Origin of the sequence: Sphingobacterium sp. SGL-16 (assembly GCF_011043515.1) — a bacterium.
Taxonomy (GTDB): Bacteria; Bacteroidota; Bacteroidia; order Sphingobacteriales; family Sphingobacteriaceae; genus Sphingobacterium; species Sphingobacterium litopenaei.
In genome coordinates, this window is the sequence record NZ_JAAKGQ010000040.1 from 13,588 (window position 1) to 32,966 (window position 19,379).

Annotated in this window: 17 protein-coding genes and 1 tRNA gene; 13 read left to right on the plus strand and 5 right to left on the minus strand. The window is 35.5% G+C overall.

The window, feature by feature from the left end:
* The first annotated feature begins 5 nt into the window (after window positions 1–5).
* The 3 genes from G5B32_RS12650 (at window position 6) to G5B32_RS12660 (ending at window position 3,845) form a co-directional block, all read left to right on the plus strand.
* Window positions 6–866 carry a universal stress protein gene (locus G5B32_RS12650; RefSeq protein ID WP_165291894.1) on the plus strand — a complete coding sequence of 287 codons (861 nt, stop codon included), beginning with the start codon at window positions 6–8 and terminating at the stop codon, window positions 864–866.
* Between the two features lie 125 nt (window positions 867–991).
* Complete coding sequence (locus G5B32_RS12655) at window positions 992–2,320, plus strand: OmpA family protein (RefSeq protein ID WP_165291895.1); 1,329 nt, start codon at window positions 992–994, stop codon at window positions 2,318–2,320.
* A 286-nt stretch (window positions 2,321–2,606) separates the two neighbouring features.
* A complete protein-coding gene (locus tag G5B32_RS12660; protein ID WP_165291896.1) occupies window positions 2,607–3,845 on the plus strand; it encodes an OmpA family protein in 1,239 nt (412 codons plus the stop codon).
* A gap of 53 nt (window positions 3,846–3,898) precedes the next feature.
* On the opposite strand, the gene G5B32_RS12665 is transcribed toward G5B32_RS12660, so the two are convergent.
* Window positions 3,899–5,248 carry an acyl-CoA dehydrogenase family protein gene (locus G5B32_RS12665; RefSeq protein ID WP_165291897.1) on the minus strand — a complete coding sequence of 450 codons (1,350 nt, stop codon included), beginning with the start codon at window positions 5,246–5,248 and terminating at the stop codon, window positions 3,899–3,901.
* 239 nt (window positions 5,249–5,487) lie between these two features.
* Between G5B32_RS12665 and G5B32_RS12670 the strand changes: the two genes are divergently transcribed.
* The 4 genes from G5B32_RS12670 to G5B32_RS12685 all read left to right on the plus strand — a co-directional run bounded on the left by G5B32_RS12670 (window position 5,488) and on the right by G5B32_RS12685 (window position 9,549).
* Window positions 5,488–5,697 (plus strand): DUF4348 domain-containing protein, encoded by a 210-nt coding sequence (locus G5B32_RS12670; RefSeq protein WP_165291898.1) that lies wholly within the window; start codon window positions 5,488–5,490, stop codon window positions 5,695–5,697.
* A 146-nt stretch (window positions 5,698–5,843) separates the two neighbouring features.
* On the plus strand, window positions 5,844–7,193 hold the full coding sequence (gene purB, locus G5B32_RS12675) for an adenylosuccinate lyase (protein ID WP_165291899.1): 1,350 nt from the start codon (window positions 5,844–5,846) through the stop codon (window positions 7,191–7,193).
* A 64-nt stretch (window positions 7,194–7,257) separates the two neighbouring features.
* Window positions 7,258–7,812 carry a NifU family protein gene (locus tag G5B32_RS12680; RefSeq protein ID WP_165291900.1) on the plus strand — a complete coding sequence of 185 codons (555 nt, stop codon included), beginning with the start codon at window positions 7,258–7,260 and terminating at the stop codon, window positions 7,810–7,812.
* Between the two features lie 105 nt (window positions 7,813–7,917).
* Complete coding sequence (locus tag G5B32_RS12685) at window positions 7,918–9,549, plus strand: amidohydrolase (protein WP_165291901.1); 1,632 nt, start codon at window positions 7,918–7,920, stop codon at window positions 9,547–9,549.
* 26 nt (window positions 9,550–9,575) lie between these two features.
* On the opposite strand, the gene lipA is transcribed toward G5B32_RS12685, so the two are convergent.
* A complete protein-coding gene (gene lipA / locus G5B32_RS12690; RefSeq protein WP_165291902.1) occupies window positions 9,576–10,457 on the minus strand; it encodes a lipoyl synthase in 882 nt (293 codons plus the stop codon).
* A gap of 160 nt (window positions 10,458–10,617) precedes the next feature.
* Complete coding sequence (locus tag G5B32_RS12695) at window positions 10,618–11,265, minus strand: outer membrane beta-barrel protein (RefSeq protein WP_165291903.1); 648 nt, start codon at window positions 11,263–11,265, stop codon at window positions 10,618–10,620.
* 185 nt (window positions 11,266–11,450) lie between these two features.
* Between G5B32_RS12695 and G5B32_RS12700 the strand changes: the two genes are divergently transcribed.
* Both G5B32_RS12700 and G5B32_RS12705 read left to right on the plus strand, forming a co-directional pair.
* A tRNA-Cys gene (locus tag G5B32_RS12700) sits at window positions 11,451–11,521 on the plus strand.
* A gap of 33 nt (window positions 11,522–11,554) precedes the next feature.
* A complete protein-coding gene (locus G5B32_RS12705) occupies window positions 11,555–11,734 on the plus strand; it encodes a spore protein (RefSeq protein ID WP_165291904.1) in 180 nt (59 codons plus the stop codon).
* A 142-nt stretch (window positions 11,735–11,876) separates the two neighbouring features.
* Here G5B32_RS12705 and G5B32_RS12710 read toward each other — a convergent pair whose 3' ends face one another.
* Together G5B32_RS12710 and sppA are read right to left on the minus strand one after the other, a co-directional pair.
* A complete protein-coding gene (locus tag G5B32_RS12710; RefSeq protein WP_165291905.1) occupies window positions 11,877–13,067 on the minus strand; it encodes a phosphoglycerate kinase in 1,191 nt (396 codons plus the stop codon).
* 143 nt (window positions 13,068–13,210) lie between these two features.
* Window positions 13,211–14,974 carry a signal peptide peptidase SppA gene (gene sppA / locus G5B32_RS12715; protein ID WP_165291906.1) on the minus strand — a complete coding sequence of 588 codons (1,764 nt, stop codon included), beginning with the start codon at window positions 14,972–14,974 and terminating at the stop codon, window positions 13,211–13,213.
* Window positions 14,975–15,049: 75 nt separating this feature from the next.
* Here sppA and folK point away from each other — a divergent pair, with 75 nt between their 5' ends.
* The 4 genes from folK to G5B32_RS12735 form a co-directional block, all read left to right on the plus strand.
* Window positions 15,050–15,529, plus strand: a complete 480-nt coding sequence (folK, locus tag G5B32_RS12720) for a 2-amino-4-hydroxy-6-hydroxymethyldihydropteridine diphosphokinase (RefSeq protein ID WP_165291907.1) — start codon at window positions 15,050–15,052, stop codon at window positions 15,527–15,529.
* Between the two features lie 6 nt (window positions 15,530–15,535).
* The gene (locus tag G5B32_RS12725) at window positions 15,536–15,883 is read left to right on the plus strand and encodes an Hpt domain-containing protein (RefSeq protein ID WP_165291908.1); all 348 of its coding nucleotides are present in this window, start codon (window positions 15,536–15,538) and stop codon (window positions 15,881–15,883) included.
* Window positions 15,884–16,030: 147 nt separating this feature from the next.
* Window positions 16,031–18,718, plus strand: coding sequence for an FtsK/SpoIIIE family DNA translocase (locus G5B32_RS12730; RefSeq protein ID WP_165291909.1), 2,688 nt, complete (start codon window positions 16,031–16,033; stop codon window positions 18,716–18,718).
* Between the two features lie 11 nt (window positions 18,719–18,729).
* A partial coding sequence (locus G5B32_RS12735; RefSeq protein ID WP_165291910.1) for a LolA family protein occupies window positions 18,730–19,379 on the plus strand: 650 nt, incomplete at its 3' end.

Sequence of the window (19,379 nt, forward strand, 5' to 3'; positions counted from 1 at the left end):
TACCAATGAGCAATAAAATATTAATACCAGTAGATTTTTCTATTCACTCGGATAAAGCGGTGGAATATGCTGTTCAGCTTGCCGAAAAGAATAATTTTCAAATAGACTTGTTGCACGTCTTTACGGACCACAGCAATATTTATATGAATGCGTTAAAAGATCCTAGTTTGGTAGATCCTCGCGTTCCTGAAGCCAAACAAAAAATGGCAAAATTGATGGAAAAGCAGAATCAAGACACGCCAGGAATTCAATTTCAGCCTTTATATGCAGACGGAAATTTATACGATGAGGTACGTAGATTAGCAGCGAAAGAGCAATATGACGCCATTATTATGGGTACAAAAGGTGCTTTTGGTTTGGATGCTTTACTGATTGGATCCAACATGTTTGATGTGTTTTTGAACACCAAAGTTCCAGTATTGGCGGTTCCATATAGCGAGAAAAAATTTAAAGTAAATAAAGTGGGATTGCTGTGTAATTTCAAATATGGTGAAATCGATGTGTTGAAGCAAGCGATTAAAGTTTATGGTACGAATTTCGAATTGGTATTAATACATGTGAACACAAGCAACGAATCTGTTCACAATATAGATAAAAGCTTCGAAGTCTTTATTGACAAGATTGTTGAAGAAACTGGAATTGAAGATATTTCTTATGTTATTAAATCTCAAACTTTCTTCGTACAGTATAAAGAAGATATTTCATCAGCCATCAACACCGTGATAGCAGACGAATTATTAGACGTACTCTTGGTGACAAAAAGTAAAAAGACCTTTTTACGCAAAATAATCGAAGAAAATATTGTTAAGAAAATGGCATATGATATCAAAATTCCTAAATTCTTCGCACGCAGAACGGAAGAATAAAACCTCTCTTTTGTAGAGAAATAATTACATAAATCTTTAAAAATCGCTTTTCTAATAAGCAATTTTTAAAGATTTATTTTTTGGCAACATAATTGTTTAATAGAGAGAAAAAAAAGAATTATATTATGATGAACAACTACAAAAAAGTTTCTCTCGCATTAGCAGCTGGATTATTTACTACAGTAACATTCGCGCAAGTTTCACATCCTACTATTGACGACACGACTCCATTTGCTCCTAGTACAGATTACAAAACTTGGTCTATTGGACTGAATGCAGGAGTTTTAAATCAATCCAATATTTTTGGTTTCAACAGAGCTGGATTTGATAAATTAAATCACAATTTAGGTTATAGTGCTTATATCAAAAAATACATTTCTCCATCTTTTGGCTTAAAAGCTCAATATTTGGGTGGTAAAGTTGGCGGTATCAATGAAGACGCAACAGCTACTATATCAGAATTCGAAGCTAAGACACCTTGGTCAGCTGCTTTGTCTGCTGAATGGACTCTAGCAAATACAAACTGGAGATTTGTAAACAGCATTATTAAGCCATATTTCTCTGTAGGTGTTGGAGCATTAAATTTTAAAACCACTACGACTGCTGCTGGAACTAATACTGCTGATGCTCAAACCAAATTATATGTACCAGTAGATGCAGGTTTGAAATTTGCAATTGCAAAAGGTGTGAATTTGGATTTAGGTTACCAATTAAACTGGGCTAACCAAGATTTTGATGGTATCCCGGGAGGTCAATACAAAAATGATTTATTCTCGTATGCACATGCCGGTCTTGAATTTGCTATTGGCGGATCAGGTAAACCATTCTTAGGAAATAGTAACCCTGCTGCAACGTTAGCCGCTGACGTAAATAAAAAATACGATGAAATTAAAGCTGAACGCGATGCTTTAATTGCTTCTAATAATGAATTGAAAGGCCAAATTGCGCAAATCAATGATGACTTGAAAGATGATGACGGCGATGGTGTTCCAAATAAATTCGACAAATGTCCAAATACACCTACAGGTGTACAAGTAGATGGTGCAGGTTGTCCTATTACCGTTAAAAACGAAACTAAAGTAATTGAGAAAATCGTTGTTACGGAAGAAGACAAAAAAGTGGTAGATGAAGCTATCAAAAACTTAGAGTTCGAAACAGGGAAATCTACTATTCGTTCGACTTCATATTCTTCATTAGATAGAGTTGCAGCAATCTTAATTGAGAAAAACTTTAGCTTAAAATTAGCAGGACACACAGACAATACAGGTTCTTTACAAACAAACTTACGTTTGTCAAAAGAGCGTGCAGAAGCTGTTAAAGCGTATTTAGTATCTAAAGGTGCTAATGCTTCACGTATAGAAGCAACAGGCTACGGTCCTAACCAGCCAATTGCATCTAATAGTACTGCAGAAGGACGTCAACAAAATCGCCGTGTAGAGTTTACTTTATTTTAAAAATAAAAGGTTTTAAAAAATGATTAAAAGGCTTTGGAATATTCCAAAGCCTTTTTTATGCAGGATAGTGTAGATTTCCAACTACAGCTATCGAATTTACACACGAGACAAAAATCCCACCAACATATTGTATATCAATACATTATTAAATAAAATTAATTAATTCTAATAATAAAATTATTTTCATAAATCATGAGAATATAAAAACTATATTTATATTTGCAATATAAAATTGTATTAAACAATATAATATTGTTATTTATTAACTATACTTAACTTCTCATTTATGAAAACGATTAGTTTTACCAAACTCACTACTTTACTTGTAGCCATCTTCACCACTTCTAACAGTATTGCGCAGGAAACAACTATTTTTGATAGCTCTGCTCCAAGCTCGACTTACAGAACTTGGTCAATGGGCCTCAATGTTGGTTTATTAAGCCAAGAAAATAAATTTGGTTTTAATGAAGGTAATTTAGAATTAGGCTATAGCGCATATCTTAAAAAACATTTATCTCCAAATTTTGGGTTTAAGTTACAATATTTAGGTGGTAAAATCCGTGAAGAATCAAATTCTACTACACAATTTGAAACTAAACTTCCATGGTCTTTTGCTTTTTCTGGAGAGTATGTTTCTAATTTATTCAATTCAAATGTAGTAAGACCATATTTGTCAGCGGGTATCGGGTATTTGAATTTAAATAGAAGCTCTAGCTCATCAGAAACGGATTTAAACAGAGTATTCATTCCAGTAGATTTAGGACTTAAATTCGTTGTAAGCAAAGGTGTTAATTTAGATTTAGGCTATCAACTTAACTGGACTAATGATTATTTTGACGGAAAAACTAATCATTCATTCCCATACGATTTATTCTCTTACCTACACGCTGGAGTTGAATTTGCATTAGGTTCGAAATCAAAAGCATTCATTCAAAATACAAAACGTAGCAACTCCAATGACTTATTAGCTCTTAAATATGATGAGCTAAAAGCTGGTCAAGATGCACTTCTTAAATCTCAACAAGCTATCAATGATCAATTGAGCAAATTAGCTAAAGATTTAAAAGATGACGACAATGATGGTGTAGCTAATATTTATGACAAATGTCCGAATACACCTGCCGGAACAAAAGTGGATGGAGCAGGATGTCCTCTTCCAGAACTTAAATTAACTGATGGTGAAAAGCAAGTTGTTATTGAAGCAGTAAGAAATCTAGAATTTGATTTCAATAAGGCAACTATCCGTTCTTCTTCATTTAGCTACTTAGATAAAGTTGCTGAATTAATGAAAGATAAAGGATATAATTTAAAGTTAGATGGTTATACGGATAATATTGGTTCAGATGCTGTAAATCAAAAATTATCTAAAGATCGTGCAGATGCTGTAAAAGCATATTTAGTTTCAAAAGGTGTAGAATCTCGCAAAATTGAAACTGCAGGTCATGGTTCTAAATTCCCTATTAGTTCTAATAGCACAGAAGAAGGCCGTCAACAAAATCGCCGCGTAGAATTTTCATTATATTAATTCTCAGGATTGTTAAAGGTTAACCGGGAGCTGGCGAGTTCCCGGTTATTTTTTTATACAAAGGCGCTGTAACCTGTGATACTGCGACCGACTATTAAGGAATTGATTTCCTTTGTTCCTTCGTAAGAGTATATAGCTTCCGCATCCGCTAAAAATCTTGCCACGTTATATTCCAACAAGATACCATTTCCCCCCATAACTTCTCTCGCACGTGAAACAATATCTCTTGTACGCAACGTACAGAATACTTTCGCTAGTGAAGCATGCTCATCCTTCAGTTTTCCCTCATCTTGTAATTCGGATAATCTATAGGTTAATGTTTGCATCGCCGTCAAATTGGAGAGCATTTCTACCAAATGATTTTGAATCAATTGGAATGATGCAATAGGTTTACCAAACTGCTCACGCTTCAATGTATATTCCAAAGCGTTCTCGTAAGCTCCACGCGCACAGCCTACCGCCATCCACGCTACTCCTGCCCTAGTCATTTGTAATACTTTTGCAGTATCTCTAAAACTATTGGCATTAGGCAAACGATCGGATTCTGGAACTAAACAATCCGTCAGTGTGATTAACCCATTTTGAACAATTCGCAAAGCCATCTTACCTTTTATCTTCTCTACCGAAAAACCTGGATTTTCTTTCCGAACTATAAATCCTTTTACCTGATTGTCTTCAATATCTCTAGCCCATATAATAGTAATATCCGAAAAAGTGGAATTACCAATCCATTTCTTTTGACCATTTAGAACCCAACCGTCGGCAGTCTTACGACATGTAGTAGTCAAACCTCCAGCCGTAGCCGATCCTACTTCAGGCTCTGTCAAACCGAATGCCCCTATCTTTTTCAGTTGCTGCATTTGTGGTAACCACTCCTGCTTTTGTTCTTCCGAACCACACATATATATAGAACCCATCGCTAAACCACTTTGCACACCTAAAAAAGTAGCAATTGAAGGATCAATACGTCCAAATTCGGCCGCAATAATTCCATCCATTAAGGAAGTTCCTCCAGCGCAGCCATAGCCTTCATATACATATCCGCAAACATTAAGCTCTGCTAATTTTGGAATAATCTCAAAAGGGAATTCATCATGTAACCAATAATTATTGACAAGAGGTTTTATTTCAGCTTCCAAAAATGCTCTAACTTTTAATTGCAAAGCGCGATCTTCGTGAGACAATTTTTCTTCAACTGAATAAAAATCTGCATCAATTGGAGGAGGATCCTTTTTTTTCTTTTGCGATGTCAACATTTTCATAGCCATTTGCAATTGGTGCTCATCCATTTTAGAAACAGAATTTATGACCGCAGCCAAATCCACTTTCTGGGATAATTTGTCCAGTTGCGCTAAATCCACAGATTTAAACAACTTTATCAACTTTTGAACTTTTTCAAACATAATCTCTCCTTTAGCTATAATTCTTTTTTGTATTAAAATAACTTTTTATTGTTGCATTTCAAGAAAACTGTACTATATTTGCATCCGAAATAAGACAATTAACAATTTTTCCACCTGATAATCAAGGTGTTAAAAGAAAAATAAAAAAAGTTTTATTTTTTGGGTTACCTTTTAGAGTTTCCCGTATTAATAGGTATAGTAAACAAATTTGTTTCAATTAAAATAGAAAATTTAAAAAGATGAAAAATTTATTCGCATTCGGATTTTTAGCATTAGCTTTAACTGTAGCTTCATGTAACAACACTACTAAAACTGAAGAAACTGCTGATTCTTTAACTAACGCTATCGATTCTACAGCTTCAGCTTTAACTGATTCTATCAACGCTACAGCTGATTCAGCTACTGCAGTTGTTGATTCTATCGCTGATTCAGTAGCTAACGCTCAATAATTCCGATAAGAGTTAAGATACTCCAAAAAGCTCGTGTTCTAAATGACACGGGCTTTTTTGTTTATAATAATCTGCCAATAAGTACTTTATTTTCGTATTTTTGGAGCTAACTTAATTAGTCCTTCAGACTTATATTATTTTAACTTATGACATTATCATCGCTTACAGCCGTAACTCCCGTAGACGGAAGATATTACAATGCTACGAAAGAATTATCTGACTATTTTTCAGAGTTTGCCCTTATCAAATACCGTGTATTAGTTGAGGTGGAATATTTCATCGCGCTTGCTGAATCCGGAATTCCTCAATTAGCACATTTTGATGGTTCTTTGAACGATAAATTGAGAAGCATTTATCAAAATTTCAGTATTGAAGATGCTCAATGGATCAAAGACACGGAAAAAGTCACTAACCACGATGTAAAAGCTGTAGAATATTTTCTTAAAAACGAATTTGAAAAACTCGGATTACACGACTCTTTAGAATTCATTCACTTTGGATTGACTTCTCAAGACATCAACAATACAGCTATTCCATATTCGTGGAAAGAAGCAATCAACAAGGTTTACCTTCCTACAGTGAGTGAACTGTTGAATGAGCTAAAAGGTTTAGCAGAAGAATGGAAAGATATCTCGATGTTGGCTCGTACACATGGACAACCAGCATCTCCTACTCGTCTTGGTAAAGAAATCAAAGTTTTCATCGAGCGTATCGAAAAACAAGTAAACGCATTGACCGCTGTTCCTTATTCGGCAAAATTCGGTGGTGCAACAGGTAACTTCAATGCGCATAATGTTGCTTATCCTGCAGTGGATTGGGTTGCTTTCGGTAATAAATTCGTGAATGAGCAATTAGGTCTGGACCGTTCGCAAACGACAACACAAATCGAGCACTACGATAATTTTGCAGCAAGCTGTGATGCATTAAAACGTATCAATAATATTGTCATCGACCTTTGTCGTGATATTTGGACGTACATCTCTATGGATTACTTCAAACAAAAAATCACTGCTGGACAAATCGGTTCATCGGCAATGCCACACAAGGTAAATCCTATTGATTTCGAAAATGCAGAAGGTAACCTGGGTATTGCAAATGCTGTCTTAGAACATTTAGCGGCTAAATTGCCAATCTCAAGATTACAACGTGATTTAACAGATTCAACAGTATTGCGTAATATCGGTGTTCCTTTAGCACACACTCTAATCGCTTTCAAATCAACTTTACGTGGATTGCGTAAGTTAATTTTGAATGCTGAGGCTTTCCAAAAAGATTTGGAAAACAACTGGGCAGTAGTTGCTGAAGCTATTCAAACGATCTTACGCCGCGAAGGTTATCCAAAACCATATGAAGCATTGAAAGACTTGACTCGTACTAATTCACACGTAACCCAAGAAACTATTGCGACCTTCGTAGAAGGTTTGAATGTTAGCGAGGAAGTAAAAGCAGAAATCAAAAATGTAACACCTTGGAATTATACAGGGGTGTCTTTATAAGCTTTTACGATTTAATGACGTTTCGAAATATTCTAAGCCCTATATTTGTATAACTTTTTAAGAAATGGCAACAATTAACGTATATACAGAGTCTACTCCTAACCCATCAACAATGAAGTTTTTGGTTAACAAACTTCTTATTAATGGTAGCGTAGATTATCCAGATAGAGAAAAAGCACAAGAATCTCCTTTTGCACGTGAATTATTCAAATTCAACTTTGTAAATGGTGTTTTCTTTGCTTCCAATTTTGTGACTATTACTAAAACTGAAGATGCAGATTGGAGTGATATCGAAGCATTATTGAAAGAATTCGTAAAGGGTGCTGTAGAATCAGAATTAAAAATCCAAGAGATTGCAAAAGATGAAGAAATTACTTTTGACGGTACGGATGTAGAAATAAAAATTCAGCAAGTATTACATGATTATGTAAGACCAGCTGTAGAACAAGATGGTGGTGCTATTGCGTATAAATCTTTTGAGAATGGAACAGTGACGGTGGAATTGAGGGGTTCGTGTAGTGGATGTCCTTCATCGACTATTACGTTGAAGGCTGGGATAGAAGGTTTATTAAAACGCATGGTTCCGGAAGTGGAAGAAGTGGTGGCAGAAGCCATGTAATAAAAAGCAATTTCACCTCATAAAAAGGCTTAGTAAGTTTTTACTAGGCCTTTTTTTGTATTTTATGCCTTCGTTTAATAACTTTAATAAATTAAGATTCTTCCCATGAAATTTTCAATAAGCCTAATTCTCACTATTCTATTATTTGTACGCTGTACAACCAATATTGAAGCGGATCTAATTGTTTATAATGCACGAGTCTATACTGTGGATTCTGCTTTTACCATACAAGAAGCTTTTGCTGTAAAAAATGGAATCTTCATTGACATTGGAACCAGCAAACATATTCTTGACCGCTACAAAGCCAAAGAAATAATTGATGCAAAACAGCAACCCATTTATCCTGGTTTTTACGATGGTCATGGACATTCCTTTATGTTAGCTGACTATTTCCAGCAAGTTGATTTAGTAGGCTGCAAGTCTATACAGGAAGTGATTAACAAAATCCAAGAATTTTACAAAACACATAAAGAAAACAAATGGATTATAGGTGCTGGATGGGATCAATCACTTTGGCCAGACAAACAATACCCGACTCGCGACACCTTAGATAAGTACTTCCCTGATATTCCAATCTTCTTACATCGTATAGATTATCATGCTGCTGTAGTCAATTCTGAAGCACTAAGAGTAGCGCAAATTGATTCTACAATAACAGTAGAAGGAGGAAAAATTGTGGTTGATAGTACGAATCGCATGACGGGCGTATTAATTGATAATGCCATGGCATTGGTATCGAAATATATACCCGCAGGCAATGAGGTTAATATCTTAATAAAATTAAAGCAAGCACAAGATTCATTATTTGCTGTAGGTCTTACGAGTATAGTGGACGCTGGCTTAGATATTGAACAACTGGAATTATTGAAAAAATTCTATGAACAGGATTCTCTAAAAATTCGGAATTATGCTATGATCTTTGCCGAGCCGCACAATATCACAAAATATATAAATGAAGGAATTTATGAATCCGAAAAGCTCACTATAAAAGCCATCAAAATGATGGCTGATGGCGCTTTAGGGTCACGTGGGGCTTGTATGCTCGAAAACTACAGTGATGATAGCACAAAGGGATTTCTACTCCATTCCAGAGAAGAATTTGAAACCTCTTTAGCTGCACTTGCCAATTCCTCTTTTCAAGTCGCTATACATGCCATAGGAGATTCTGCTAATAGAATGTTATTAGACTTATATGGAGCTTTAAATTTACAAAACAGAAGATGGAGGATTGAACACGCTCAAGTTGTACATCCTTCAGATTTCATCAAGTTCAAAAATTATCAAGTTATGCCCTCCATTCAGCCTACGCACGCCACCTCCGATATGAAATGGCTGGAAGAAAGAATTGGAGCCGAACGAGCAAAAGGAGCATATGCGTATAAAGAATTGTTAAGAAATTACGGAAAAGTAGTTATTGGAACAGATTTTCCTATCGAACATTTTAATCCTCTATATAGTTTCCATGCTGCTGTAGCCAGACAGGATGCAGCCAATTTACCTAAAGAAGGCTTCCAGATGGATAATGCATTGTCTAGAGAAGAGGCTTTAAGAGGTATGACCATTTGGGCAGCTTATGGTTGTTTTCAAGAAAAGAAGCGTGGATCTATTGAAAAAGGTAAAGATGCAGACTTCGTGATATTAGCTGAAGATATAATGACCGCTTCTACTGATAAATTGAGAAATATAAAAACAAATCGAACAGTTGTTGCTGGCGAATCGGTTTATATTAGACAATAAAAAGGAGCTTTAAAGCTCCTTTCTACTTATTGCATATCGAATAAATGTTTTTCGGCATGGTAAGAAGAACGAACCAAAGGTCCTGACTCTACATATTTAAAGCCCATCTCCAAACCAATTTGCTTGTATTTATCAAACTGCGCTGGAGTAATCCAATCTATGACTGGATGATGTGCTTTTGTAGGTTGTAAATACTGACCTAAAGTCAATATATGCACACCTGCATTATATAAATCTTGCATAGCTTCAATTACATCTTCTTCTATCTCGCCTAAACCTAACATAATACCAGATTTGGTACGCAAGCCTGCTTCAGAGATACGGCGAAGACATTCTAATGAACGATCATATTTAGCTTGTATACGAACTTCACGAGTTAATCGACGTACAGTCTCTAAATTGTGCGAAACAACTTCAGGGCGCACCGCTAGAACGCGTTCTAAGTTATTCCATTGACCTTTGAAGTCTGGTATTAAAGTTTCTAAAGTTGTCTCTGGACTTTCACGACGAATCGCGTTGATTGTTTCAGCCCAGATTGTTGACCCACCATCTTTCAAATCGTCACGATCGACCGATGTAATGACGCAATGTTTAACCTGCATTAACTTGACTGAATTTGCTACACGGTTTGGTTCATCTAAATCCACTGCTAAAGGTCTTCCGGTTGCCACAGCACAAAAAGAACACGAACGCGTACAGATATTACCCAAAATCATAAATGTAGCAGTACCAGCTCCCCAACATTCTCCCATGTTAGGACAATTACCACTCTCACAAATTGTATGTAGTTTATGTTCGTCTACCAAATTACGAACATGACGATATTCTTTTCCTACAGGAAGCTTTACGCGTAACCAATCTGGTTTACGCTGTGTCTGATGGACAGGTATAACGGGTAGTTCAATCATACTACAAATGTAAACAAACTTTGGAAAATCTATAAGTGAATATTTATTGTGAAATCATATCTATGTAATAAAATAAAATCATTGACAGAGATGGATAAACAACAATAAAAAAGGTCTCCCCTAAAGGAAGACCTCATCATAAAACATATTACCTTTATTCTTAGAATTCGAAACCGATACCAAATGATAAAACTCTATTTTTAACATCACTTGATGGGAATTTATCTCCAGCGATGTTAGTAAGACCTAATCCATAGTTCGCATTGATTAAGAAACCGCCAGCTAATTTGACACCAGCTGTAATGTTAGCACCAAAATCAACTCCTTTTAATGTTTCATCTTTACCAAATTTAAATTCATTTAATGTCGTTGATGCAAAATCTCCATCACCTGAAATTCTATCGAATTTATTTTTACCACTAATACCGAATCCTACATACGGACCAGCACCTAATTGCAATTCAGCACCTCCTACTGGAAGTTTACCTACAAAGTTTACAGGAACTTCAATCCACATCGTATTTTGATTAACTTCGTAAGTAGTTCCAGCTACTTTGTAATCTACTAAAGTAGCACCTTTTCCTTGCAATGAAATACCTGGTTGAATAGCAAAATTAGGACTTACATTAGCATTCAAATAACCCGTAATATAAAAGTTAGTTGCTGATTTTGTATCTGATAAATTATCAGAACTACCGTAGCTATACGATGGAAGTGTAACACCTGCTTTTAAACCATAGCCAGTTTGAGCTTGAGCTCCTGCTGCCATTAATAACACTGCTCCTAATGATAGTAAAATTTTTTTCATACCTTAATATTTAAATTAATCTAAATGTTAGTGTTACCTCTATAAATCCCAATGAAGTAACCTCTCGTTGTAGAAATACAAATTAGATGCCAAAAACCAGAGCTCGAAAAAATATCTTTTATTTGAATTTATTTTTGGCATTTTCAAAATTAAGAGTTACTTTTGCACACCCAGTAAGGGAAAAGGGTCGGATGGCCGAGTGGCTAGGCAGAGGTCTGCAAAACCTTGTACAGCGGTTCGAATCCGCTTCCGACCTCGTTTAAAACGTAAAATAAAAATATTAAATACAATGGGAGTTACACGTTTAAAAAGAAAAGATAGAAGAAACAAAACTGTTTCACGTGTTGAAGTTCAGTTTTTGAAATTAGGTCGTAACATTGAACTAGGTTCTCGTTCACGAATGCCTAAAAAAAGTCAAATCGTTAAAAACGATGAAATCTTAAACAAATTAGCTGCTGACGCTAAATAGTTTTATTTCATTTCTATGATATAAAAAAGGTTTACATTCATTTGTAAACCTTTTTTATTACCCAAATATATGAGACTAACATAAAAAATAAAAATCCCATAATGATTTTATTATGGGATTTTTATTTAAAATAGATAAACCTTTAGTCTTGGATTGCAGCAATACCTGGTAATACCTTACCTTCCATATATTCTAATAATGCACCACCACCAGTACTTACATAACTTACATGCTCCGTCATATTGAATTTTGCTACTGCTGCAGCAGAATCACCGCCTCCGATTAAAGAGAAAGCTCCTTGCTCTGTAGCTAATACTACCGCATCTGCTACGGCTTTAGTTCCTTTAGCAAAAGTATCAAATTCAAACACACCCATTGGACCATTCCATAATAGAGTCTTAGATGCCGAAATTACCTCTGCAAAGTGTTTAGCAGATTCAGCGCCAATATCTAATCCTTCCAAACCAGCTGGAATTTGATCATTAGGACCATCGTATACATTAGCATCATTGGAGAAAGCATCAGCAATTTGCGCATCAGTAGGTAATACTAGGTTAACACCTTTTTCTTCTGCTTTTTTCACTAATTCATTAGCCAAATCTAATTTATCTATTTCACACAATGAATTACCTATTTCACCCCCACGTGCTTTTACAAAAGTGTAAGCCATACCACCACCGATGATAAGATTATCAACTTTATCTAATAAAGCTTCGATCAATTGAATTTTATCTGAAACTTTTGCTCCACCCATAATTGCCGTAAACGGACGTTCTGGATTATTTAATACTTTCTCAGCATTTTTCAATTCCGCTTCGATCAAGTAACCAAAATATTTAGCTTCTGGGAAGAATTGTGCAACAATGGCTGTAGAAGCATGCGCACGGTGAGCTGTACCAAATGCATCGTTAACATACACATCGCCTAATTTTGATAATTTCTTAGCGAAGTCTTTATCTCCTTTTTCTTCTTCTTTGTAGAAGCGCAAGTTTTCTAACAATAAAACTTCACCTGCATTTAGGTTTGCAGCTTTATCAATAGCTTCTTGTCCAATACAATCATTAGCGAATTGTACATCGACACCTAAAACTTTGGATAAATGAGCTACAATATGACGTAATGAATACTTATCTGTAGGACCATCTTTTGGTCTACCTAAGTGAGACATCAAAATCACAGAACCACCATCTTTTAATATTTTTTGAATTGTAGGTGTTGCTCCTTGAATGCGGTTATCGTCAGTAATGTTAAAATTTTCATCCAATGGAACATTAAAGTCCACACGAATTAAAGCTTTTTTACCCGAAAAATTAAAGTTGTCAATTGTTTTCATATTCTTTTCCTGTATTCGAAGGTGTTTTAAAAATTATTGTTATATAATAATTTCTCCTTAAAATATATTTTTTAGTTAAGTTGATTAAAGGTGTAAATATATAAAAAGCAAAGAAATATTTACATTTCTTTGCTTTTTAGTAGTTAATAAATTTCTACAGCGTAAGGTAAGCGCGCTTGGATACCCGTTTGATTCATTACTTTTTTCAATTCCATCAAGTATTTTTGATATTCACCAAGTTCCTCGGCAAACATCCAAGTTTTTATTTTGTCTTTAGACGTAGAGAAAATGGAAGCAAAAGGATCTTGTTTAGCAGGATATTCCTTTGTGTAATAAGAACTTAATTTTCCTTTTGAAGCTGCCGCATTAATAGCGGTATTCAAATCCCCTATTCTATCCACTAATCCAATTTTTAAAGCTTGATCCCCTGTCCAAACACGTCCTTGACCAATACTATCCACTTGCGCTATGGTCATTTTTCGGCCTTTCGCCACGCGATCCATGAAGGTTTGGTATGTATTATTTACTTCACCTTGAATAATGGCTTTTTCTTCCTCTGTCAAAGGTTTATCAGGTGTAGACATCAAGCTAGCAAATTTTCCTGTTTTGACATCTTCAAATTTAACACCTAGTTTGTTATTCATTAATCCTTTGAAATTCGGAATAACACCAAAAACGCCTATAGATCCAGTTAAAGTTGCTTTTTCCGCAAAAATTGAATCCGCTGCTGCCGCAATATAATAACCACCAGAAGCGGCATAATCACCCATCGAAACAATAATTGGTTTTACTTTTTTGGTTAATTCCACCTCTCTCCAAATAATATCCGAAGCTAATGCTGAACCACCACCAGAGTTAACACGTAAAACAACCGCTTTTACTTTGTCATCCTGACGTAGCTTACGTAATTCGCGTGAAATCTTATCACCACCAATCTGGCCAGACTCACCTTCTCCATCTACAATATCACCATACGCATACAATACCGCTATTTCATCAGAGCCTTTAATCTCTTCCTTGCTTCCTGCATATTTAGTCACGGGTACAATAGAAATATCGTCTTTATCTGCTAGACTCAAACGCTTTTTGATTTCAGCGATCAACTCGTCTTTATAAAGCTTGCCATCGATAAATTTATATTTCAGCGCATCATCTGCATTACGTACCGCGTAAGTATCGGCATATTGGCGCAATGATTCTTTGCTAATTTTGCGACCCGCTGACAAATCATCCAAAAAGGCATCATAAATGCTATTAAGATAAGACGTAACTTGTAATCTATTGGCTTCGCTCATTGAATTTAAAATCAATGGCTCTACAGCAGACTTAAATGTTCCAACTTTTACGACCTGCATTTCTACACCTAATTTGTCAAATGCATCCTTCATGAACATGGTACTAGAACTTAAACCGCGAAAATCTAAAGAACCTTGCGGATTTAAGTAAACTTTATCAGCTACAGAAGAAAGATAGTATGCTTTTTGAGAATAACCATCACTATAAGCTACAATAAACTTTTTCGAAGTTTTGAAATCCACTAATGCATCACGAATGGCTTTTAATGTAGCAAAGCCAGAACCTACTGTAGTTGGATTCAAAAATATACCTTTGATATTATCATCTGTTTTAGCTGCTTTAATGCGAGCCAAAATATCATTTAAACCTACTTCTTTCGCTCCTACACCAAATGGCAGATCCAAATCATTCAAAGGATTAGATTCAGATTTCTCTGTGATAGCGTAATCCATAGAAAGATACAACAACGAATTAGCTGGTGCAGGTACATTCGTCTCCGAAGAAGAACTAGAAACTAATACGGCAATAAAAAAGATAAAAGCAAAAAACAATATTACACCAGTAATCAATACTCCTGTAATAGTTGCAAGAACTTGTTTTAAAAAATTCATACGTTATAATATATTTAAGTAATAAATTTACTGCAATTAAACGGAAAACAAAGAAAATATATTTAAAGGGCTTTAATGAATTTAATTTATATCCTACTTGGTGCTAATCTTGGAAATCCTAGCGAACAATTGTACAGTGCTAAAACCTTACTTTCCCAAAAACTAGGCAATCTTGTCATAGAATCTTCTTTATACGAATCCCAAGCATGGGGTGTAGAAGACCAACCAACTTTTCTCAATCAAGTACTACTGTTCGAAACATCACATGATGCCCAGGAAAGTTTATTGATTTGTCAGGAAATTGAAAACGAATTAGGTCGTGTCCGAAAAGAGAAATGGGGTGCTCGGATAATCGATATAGATATATTGTATTTTAACTCGGAGATTATCGAAACTCCACAACTAACAATCCCTCATCCTTACATCCAAGATCGAAAATTCACCTTACATCCACTTTGTGAGATAGCTGACAGCTACAAACATCCAAAATTAGGTCTGACCAATGAAGAATTATTATTAAATTGCATAGATAACCTAGTAGTCACAAAAATCTAAAACACAATGATCTTTCAAATTATTAATCTGGACATTATTAATGAATCCATGATGGGGAATGCTGATTTGATTAAAGAGCTAGTAGATTTATATATCTCTCAATCTCCGGGCGATTTCAAAGCTTTAGAAGATGCATTGTCTACTGGGGATACAGTTCTTATCAGAAAAACTGCTCATCACATCAAACCTACTATGCAGTATATTGGCGCAAAAGACTTACTTCAAGATTTTCAGGTTTTAGAAAATATGGCTAAAGAGGGCGTTCCTATTGAGGAAATGAATGCGCAGTTTCAAAAAATAAAGCCCAAGTTCTCACTTATGCTGGAAGAACTTCAGCAACTTTCAATTAGTTAGATTAAGGTCTTTTTCGTATTAACAATTCTTTTTTTCACGTATTCTATCCTTTACGAATTGAAAACTACAAGCTTAAAGTAATACTAAAATTCAGCAAATCTTATGCGATATTTTTAATAAGTTTGTATTGGAATAGAATACATTTACATGGCATATAAGGGCAATTCATTTAAAAATAATACGCAAAATAAAAGTTCGAAAGAAACTAAGTATGCTGCTAAAACATCGAGTCCTAAAAAGGAACCGTTATTAAAGCCGTTTAATACAATAGATTTCAGCGAAGGACAACGCAAAGCACTTAAAATAGGAGGATTATTTTTAATTCTATGCGCCTTTTTACTAGCCGTAGCTTTCACTTCTTATTTGTTTACATGGAAGGAAGATCAAAGTTACATCAGTGCTACAAATGGTTCCTGGAGTACACTTTTCGGTACTAGTGAAGAGTTGGCCGATGAAGGTGTGGAAATCCCTGTTGTTGAAAACAAATTAGGTAAACTAGGTGCTTTACTTGCAAACCAATTCATTTTTGAATGGTTTGGAGTGGCTTCTTTCTTATTTGTGCTCCTATCCTTTGTTTTGGGTTACAAATTATTATATCAAAAATCCTTACTTCCTATTTGGAAAACACTTCTATATTCCATTATTGGTATTATCTTTTTGTCCATAACACTTGGTTTTATTCAGGATTATATTGCCGATACACCTCATATATTAGAAGGCAAATTTGGCTACTGGACCAATCAACTCTTGAATGCGCAAATTGGAAAATTTGGTGTCGGAGGAATCATAATTTTTGCTTATCTGACTGCTTTAGTATTAATCTACAATCTAGATTTAAAATTAGCCTTAACTTCTATGGCTTCATCTTCGGATTCTGATGCTGCGGATTATGATTTGGTTAATGACAAACCTGTACAAAAATCAAACACTGCACTAGCAACGGACAAAGAAGAGGAAGAAGTTATTTCGGAAGAAGAGGAAAACATTGATGGTGCCATTATTGAAGTTTCCAATACACTTCGTAACGTTCGTCCAGATGCTTCTACTCTAACGCTAAATGATCGTTATGCTAGCCTTCGTGAGCAAGAAATCGAAAATGAAGAAGAGGAACTAGATGAAGAAGAAAGCTCTAATAGTATTGTATTTGAGACTAAAACACCTGCTAGAGAAGAAGTATCTTCTAATTCAATAGATTTATCTGTCAACGCTCCTTTGCAAATCGAGACACCAGCTGAAGAAGTATTAGTAGACGATGTCGAACTCGCAGTAGAAGAAGTCAAAGAAGAAAAACAGATTACAGCAAATGACTTGGTGGCTCAATTCGGAGAATATGATCCTAAACTCGATTTATCAGGTTACCAATACCCTACTTTGGATTTATTGAAAGAATACGGAACAGGAAAAATTACGATCAATCAACAAGAACTTGAAGCCAACAAAAATCGTATTGTAGATACCTTGCGTAACTATAATATCGAGATCGAACATATCAAAGCTACTATAGGTCCAACAGTAACGCTGTACGAGATTATCCCGAAACCAGGTGTTCGTATTTCGAAGATTAAAAACTTAGAAGACGATATAGCTTTGAGTTTAGCAGCATTGGGTATTCGTATCATTGCGCCTATGCCGGGTAAAGGGACTATTGGTATTGAGGTGCCGAACAGTACACCAGAGATGGTATCGATGCGTTCGGTATTGGCGACAGAGAAGTTCCAAAAAACGGATATGGATTTGCCTATTGCATTAGGTAAAACCATTTCTAACGAAGTTTATATAGCGGATTTAGCGAAAATGCCACACTTGCTTGTTGCTGGTGCTACAGGCCAAGGTAAATCGGTGGGTATTAATGCGATCCTTACTTCATTATTATACAAAAAACATCCAGCAGAGCTAAAATTTGTCTTGGTGGATCCAAAGAAAGTAGAGCTTTCCTTATTCAAAAAAATTGAAAGACATTTCTTAGCCAAATTACCAGGTGAAGAAGATGCTATTATCACGGATACTAAAAAGGTAATTAACACATTAAACTCCTTGTGTATCGAAATGGATCAACGTTATGATCTATTAAAAAATGCACAGGTTCGTAATTTAAAAGAATATAACGCAAAATTTATCAATCGCAGATTAAACCCTGAGGAGGGTCATCGATTCTTACCGTTTATAGTTCTTATTGTTGATGAGTTTGCAGATTTGATGATGACAGCCGGTAAAGAGGTCGAAACACCGATTGCTCGTCTGGCCCAATTGGCTCGTGCGGTAGGTATTCACTTGGTGATAGCGACACAACGTCCATCGGTTAATATCATTACAGGTACGATCAAAGCCAACTTCCCTGCACGTCTAGCATTCCGAGTGTTGTCAAAAATTGACTCACGCACGATCTTAGACACAGGAGGTGCGGATCAGTTAATTGGTCGTGGAGACATGCTTTTAGCGTCTGGTTCGGATCTTATCCGTATTCAGTGTGCATTTGTTGATACACCAGAAGTTGAAGGAATTTCTGATTTCATTGGTGGACAGCGTGGGTATCCTTCAGCATTTATGTTGCCTGAATACGTTGATGAATCGGGCGAAGGATCTGGCTCTATGGATTTTGATCTTTCCGATAGAGATGCCTTATTTGAAGAAGCTGCCCGTCTTATCGTCATGCATCAACAAGGCTCTACGTCCTTAATTCAACGTAAATTGAAATTAGGATACAACAGAGCAGGAAGAATCATCGATCAATTGGAAGCTGCAGGTATTGTAGGTCCTTTTGAAGGAAGTAAAGCAAGAGAAGTTTTATATCCGGATGAGTATTCTTTGGAACAGTTTTTAGAAACGTTAAGATAAGAAAATTAAACATGAGAAAACTGTTATTATCATTTGCCTTGGTAGGAAGCGCGTTAATGTCATTTGCACAAACAGATGCTGCTGCTAGAAAAATTTTGAATGATGTATCTAAAAAGTACAGCACTTACCAAACGATTCAATCCGATTTCACGCTGAGTATTCAAGATGCGAACAAAAAAACACATACTACAAATGGAGTAATGTACTTCAATAAGCCGAAAAATCAATACGCAATTTCTTTGCCTGAGCAAGAAGTTATTTCGGATGGTAAGTCAGTTTGGAATATTTCAAAAGATATCAAGGAAGTTCAAATTTCAGAAAACGAAAACAATAGCAACACTATTGGCCCTAATAATCTGTTCAACTTCTACCAAAAAGGTTATAAGTATGTTCTGATGCCAGACGAGAAAATTGTGAGACAGGGAAACACTGAATCGGCTAAAGTCATCGAATTATCTCCAGAAGACACAAAGACGAATTATTTCAAGATTAAACTGCGTATCAACAAAAATAACCACATCCAAGATGTGACTATCTTTGACAAATCAAGCAATAAGTATACTTATACCATTAATAGCTTGTATTTAGGTAAGAAGTTTAGTCCTCAATTGTTCACCTTTTCAAAGGACAAATTCAAAGGATACGAAATAGTAGATTTAAG

Coding starts and splice junctions, on each gene's coding strand:
- folK (WP_165291907.1), top strand. CDS start 15,050: ATGAATTTAATTTATATCCTACTTGGTGCTAATCTTGGAAATCCTAGC.
- G5B32_RS12660 (WP_165291896.1), top strand. CDS start 2,607: ATGAAAACGATTAGTTTTACCAAACTCACTACTTTACTTGTAGCCATC.
- sppA (WP_165291906.1), bottom strand. CDS start 14,974: ATGAATTTTTTAAAACAAGTTCTTGCAACTATTACAGGAGTATTGATT.
- G5B32_RS12665 (WP_165291897.1), bottom strand. CDS start 5,248: ATGTTTGAAAAAGTTCAAAAGTTGATAAAGTTGTTTAAATCTGTGGAT.
- G5B32_RS12725 (WP_165291908.1), top strand. CDS start 15,536: ATGATCTTTCAAATTATTAATCTGGACATTATTAATGAATCCATGATG.
- G5B32_RS12710 (WP_165291905.1), bottom strand. CDS start 13,067: ATGAAAACAATTGACAACTTTAATTTTTCGGGTAAAAAAGCTTTAATT.
- G5B32_RS12655 (WP_165291895.1), top strand. CDS start 992: ATGATGAACAACTACAAAAAAGTTTCTCTCGCATTAGCAGCTGGATTA.
- purB (WP_165291899.1), top strand. CDS start 5,844: ATGACATTATCATCGCTTACAGCCGTAACTCCCGTAGACGGAAGATAT.
- G5B32_RS12670 (WP_165291898.1), top strand. CDS start 5,488: ATGAAAAATTTATTCGCATTCGGATTTTTAGCATTAGCTTTAACTGTA.
- lipA (WP_165291902.1), bottom strand. CDS start 10,457: ATGATTGAACTACCCGTTATACCTGTCCATCAGACACAGCGTAAACCA.
- G5B32_RS12705 (WP_165291904.1), top strand. CDS start 11,555: ATGGGAGTTACACGTTTAAAAAGAAAAGATAGAAGAAACAAAACTGTT.
- G5B32_RS12680 (WP_165291900.1), top strand. CDS start 7,258: ATGGCAACAATTAACGTATATACAGAGTCTACTCCTAACCCATCAACA.
- G5B32_RS12685 (WP_165291901.1), top strand. CDS start 7,918: ATGAAATTTTCAATAAGCCTAATTCTCACTATTCTATTATTTGTACGC.
- G5B32_RS12650 (WP_165291894.1), top strand. CDS start 6: ATGAGCAATAAAATATTAATACCAGTAGATTTTTCTATTCACTCGGAT.
- G5B32_RS12730 (WP_165291909.1), top strand. CDS start 16,031: ATGGCATATAAGGGCAATTCATTTAAAAATAATACGCAAAATAAAAGT.
- G5B32_RS12695 (WP_165291903.1), bottom strand. CDS start 11,265: ATGAAAAAAATTTTACTATCATTAGGAGCAGTGTTATTAATGGCAGCA.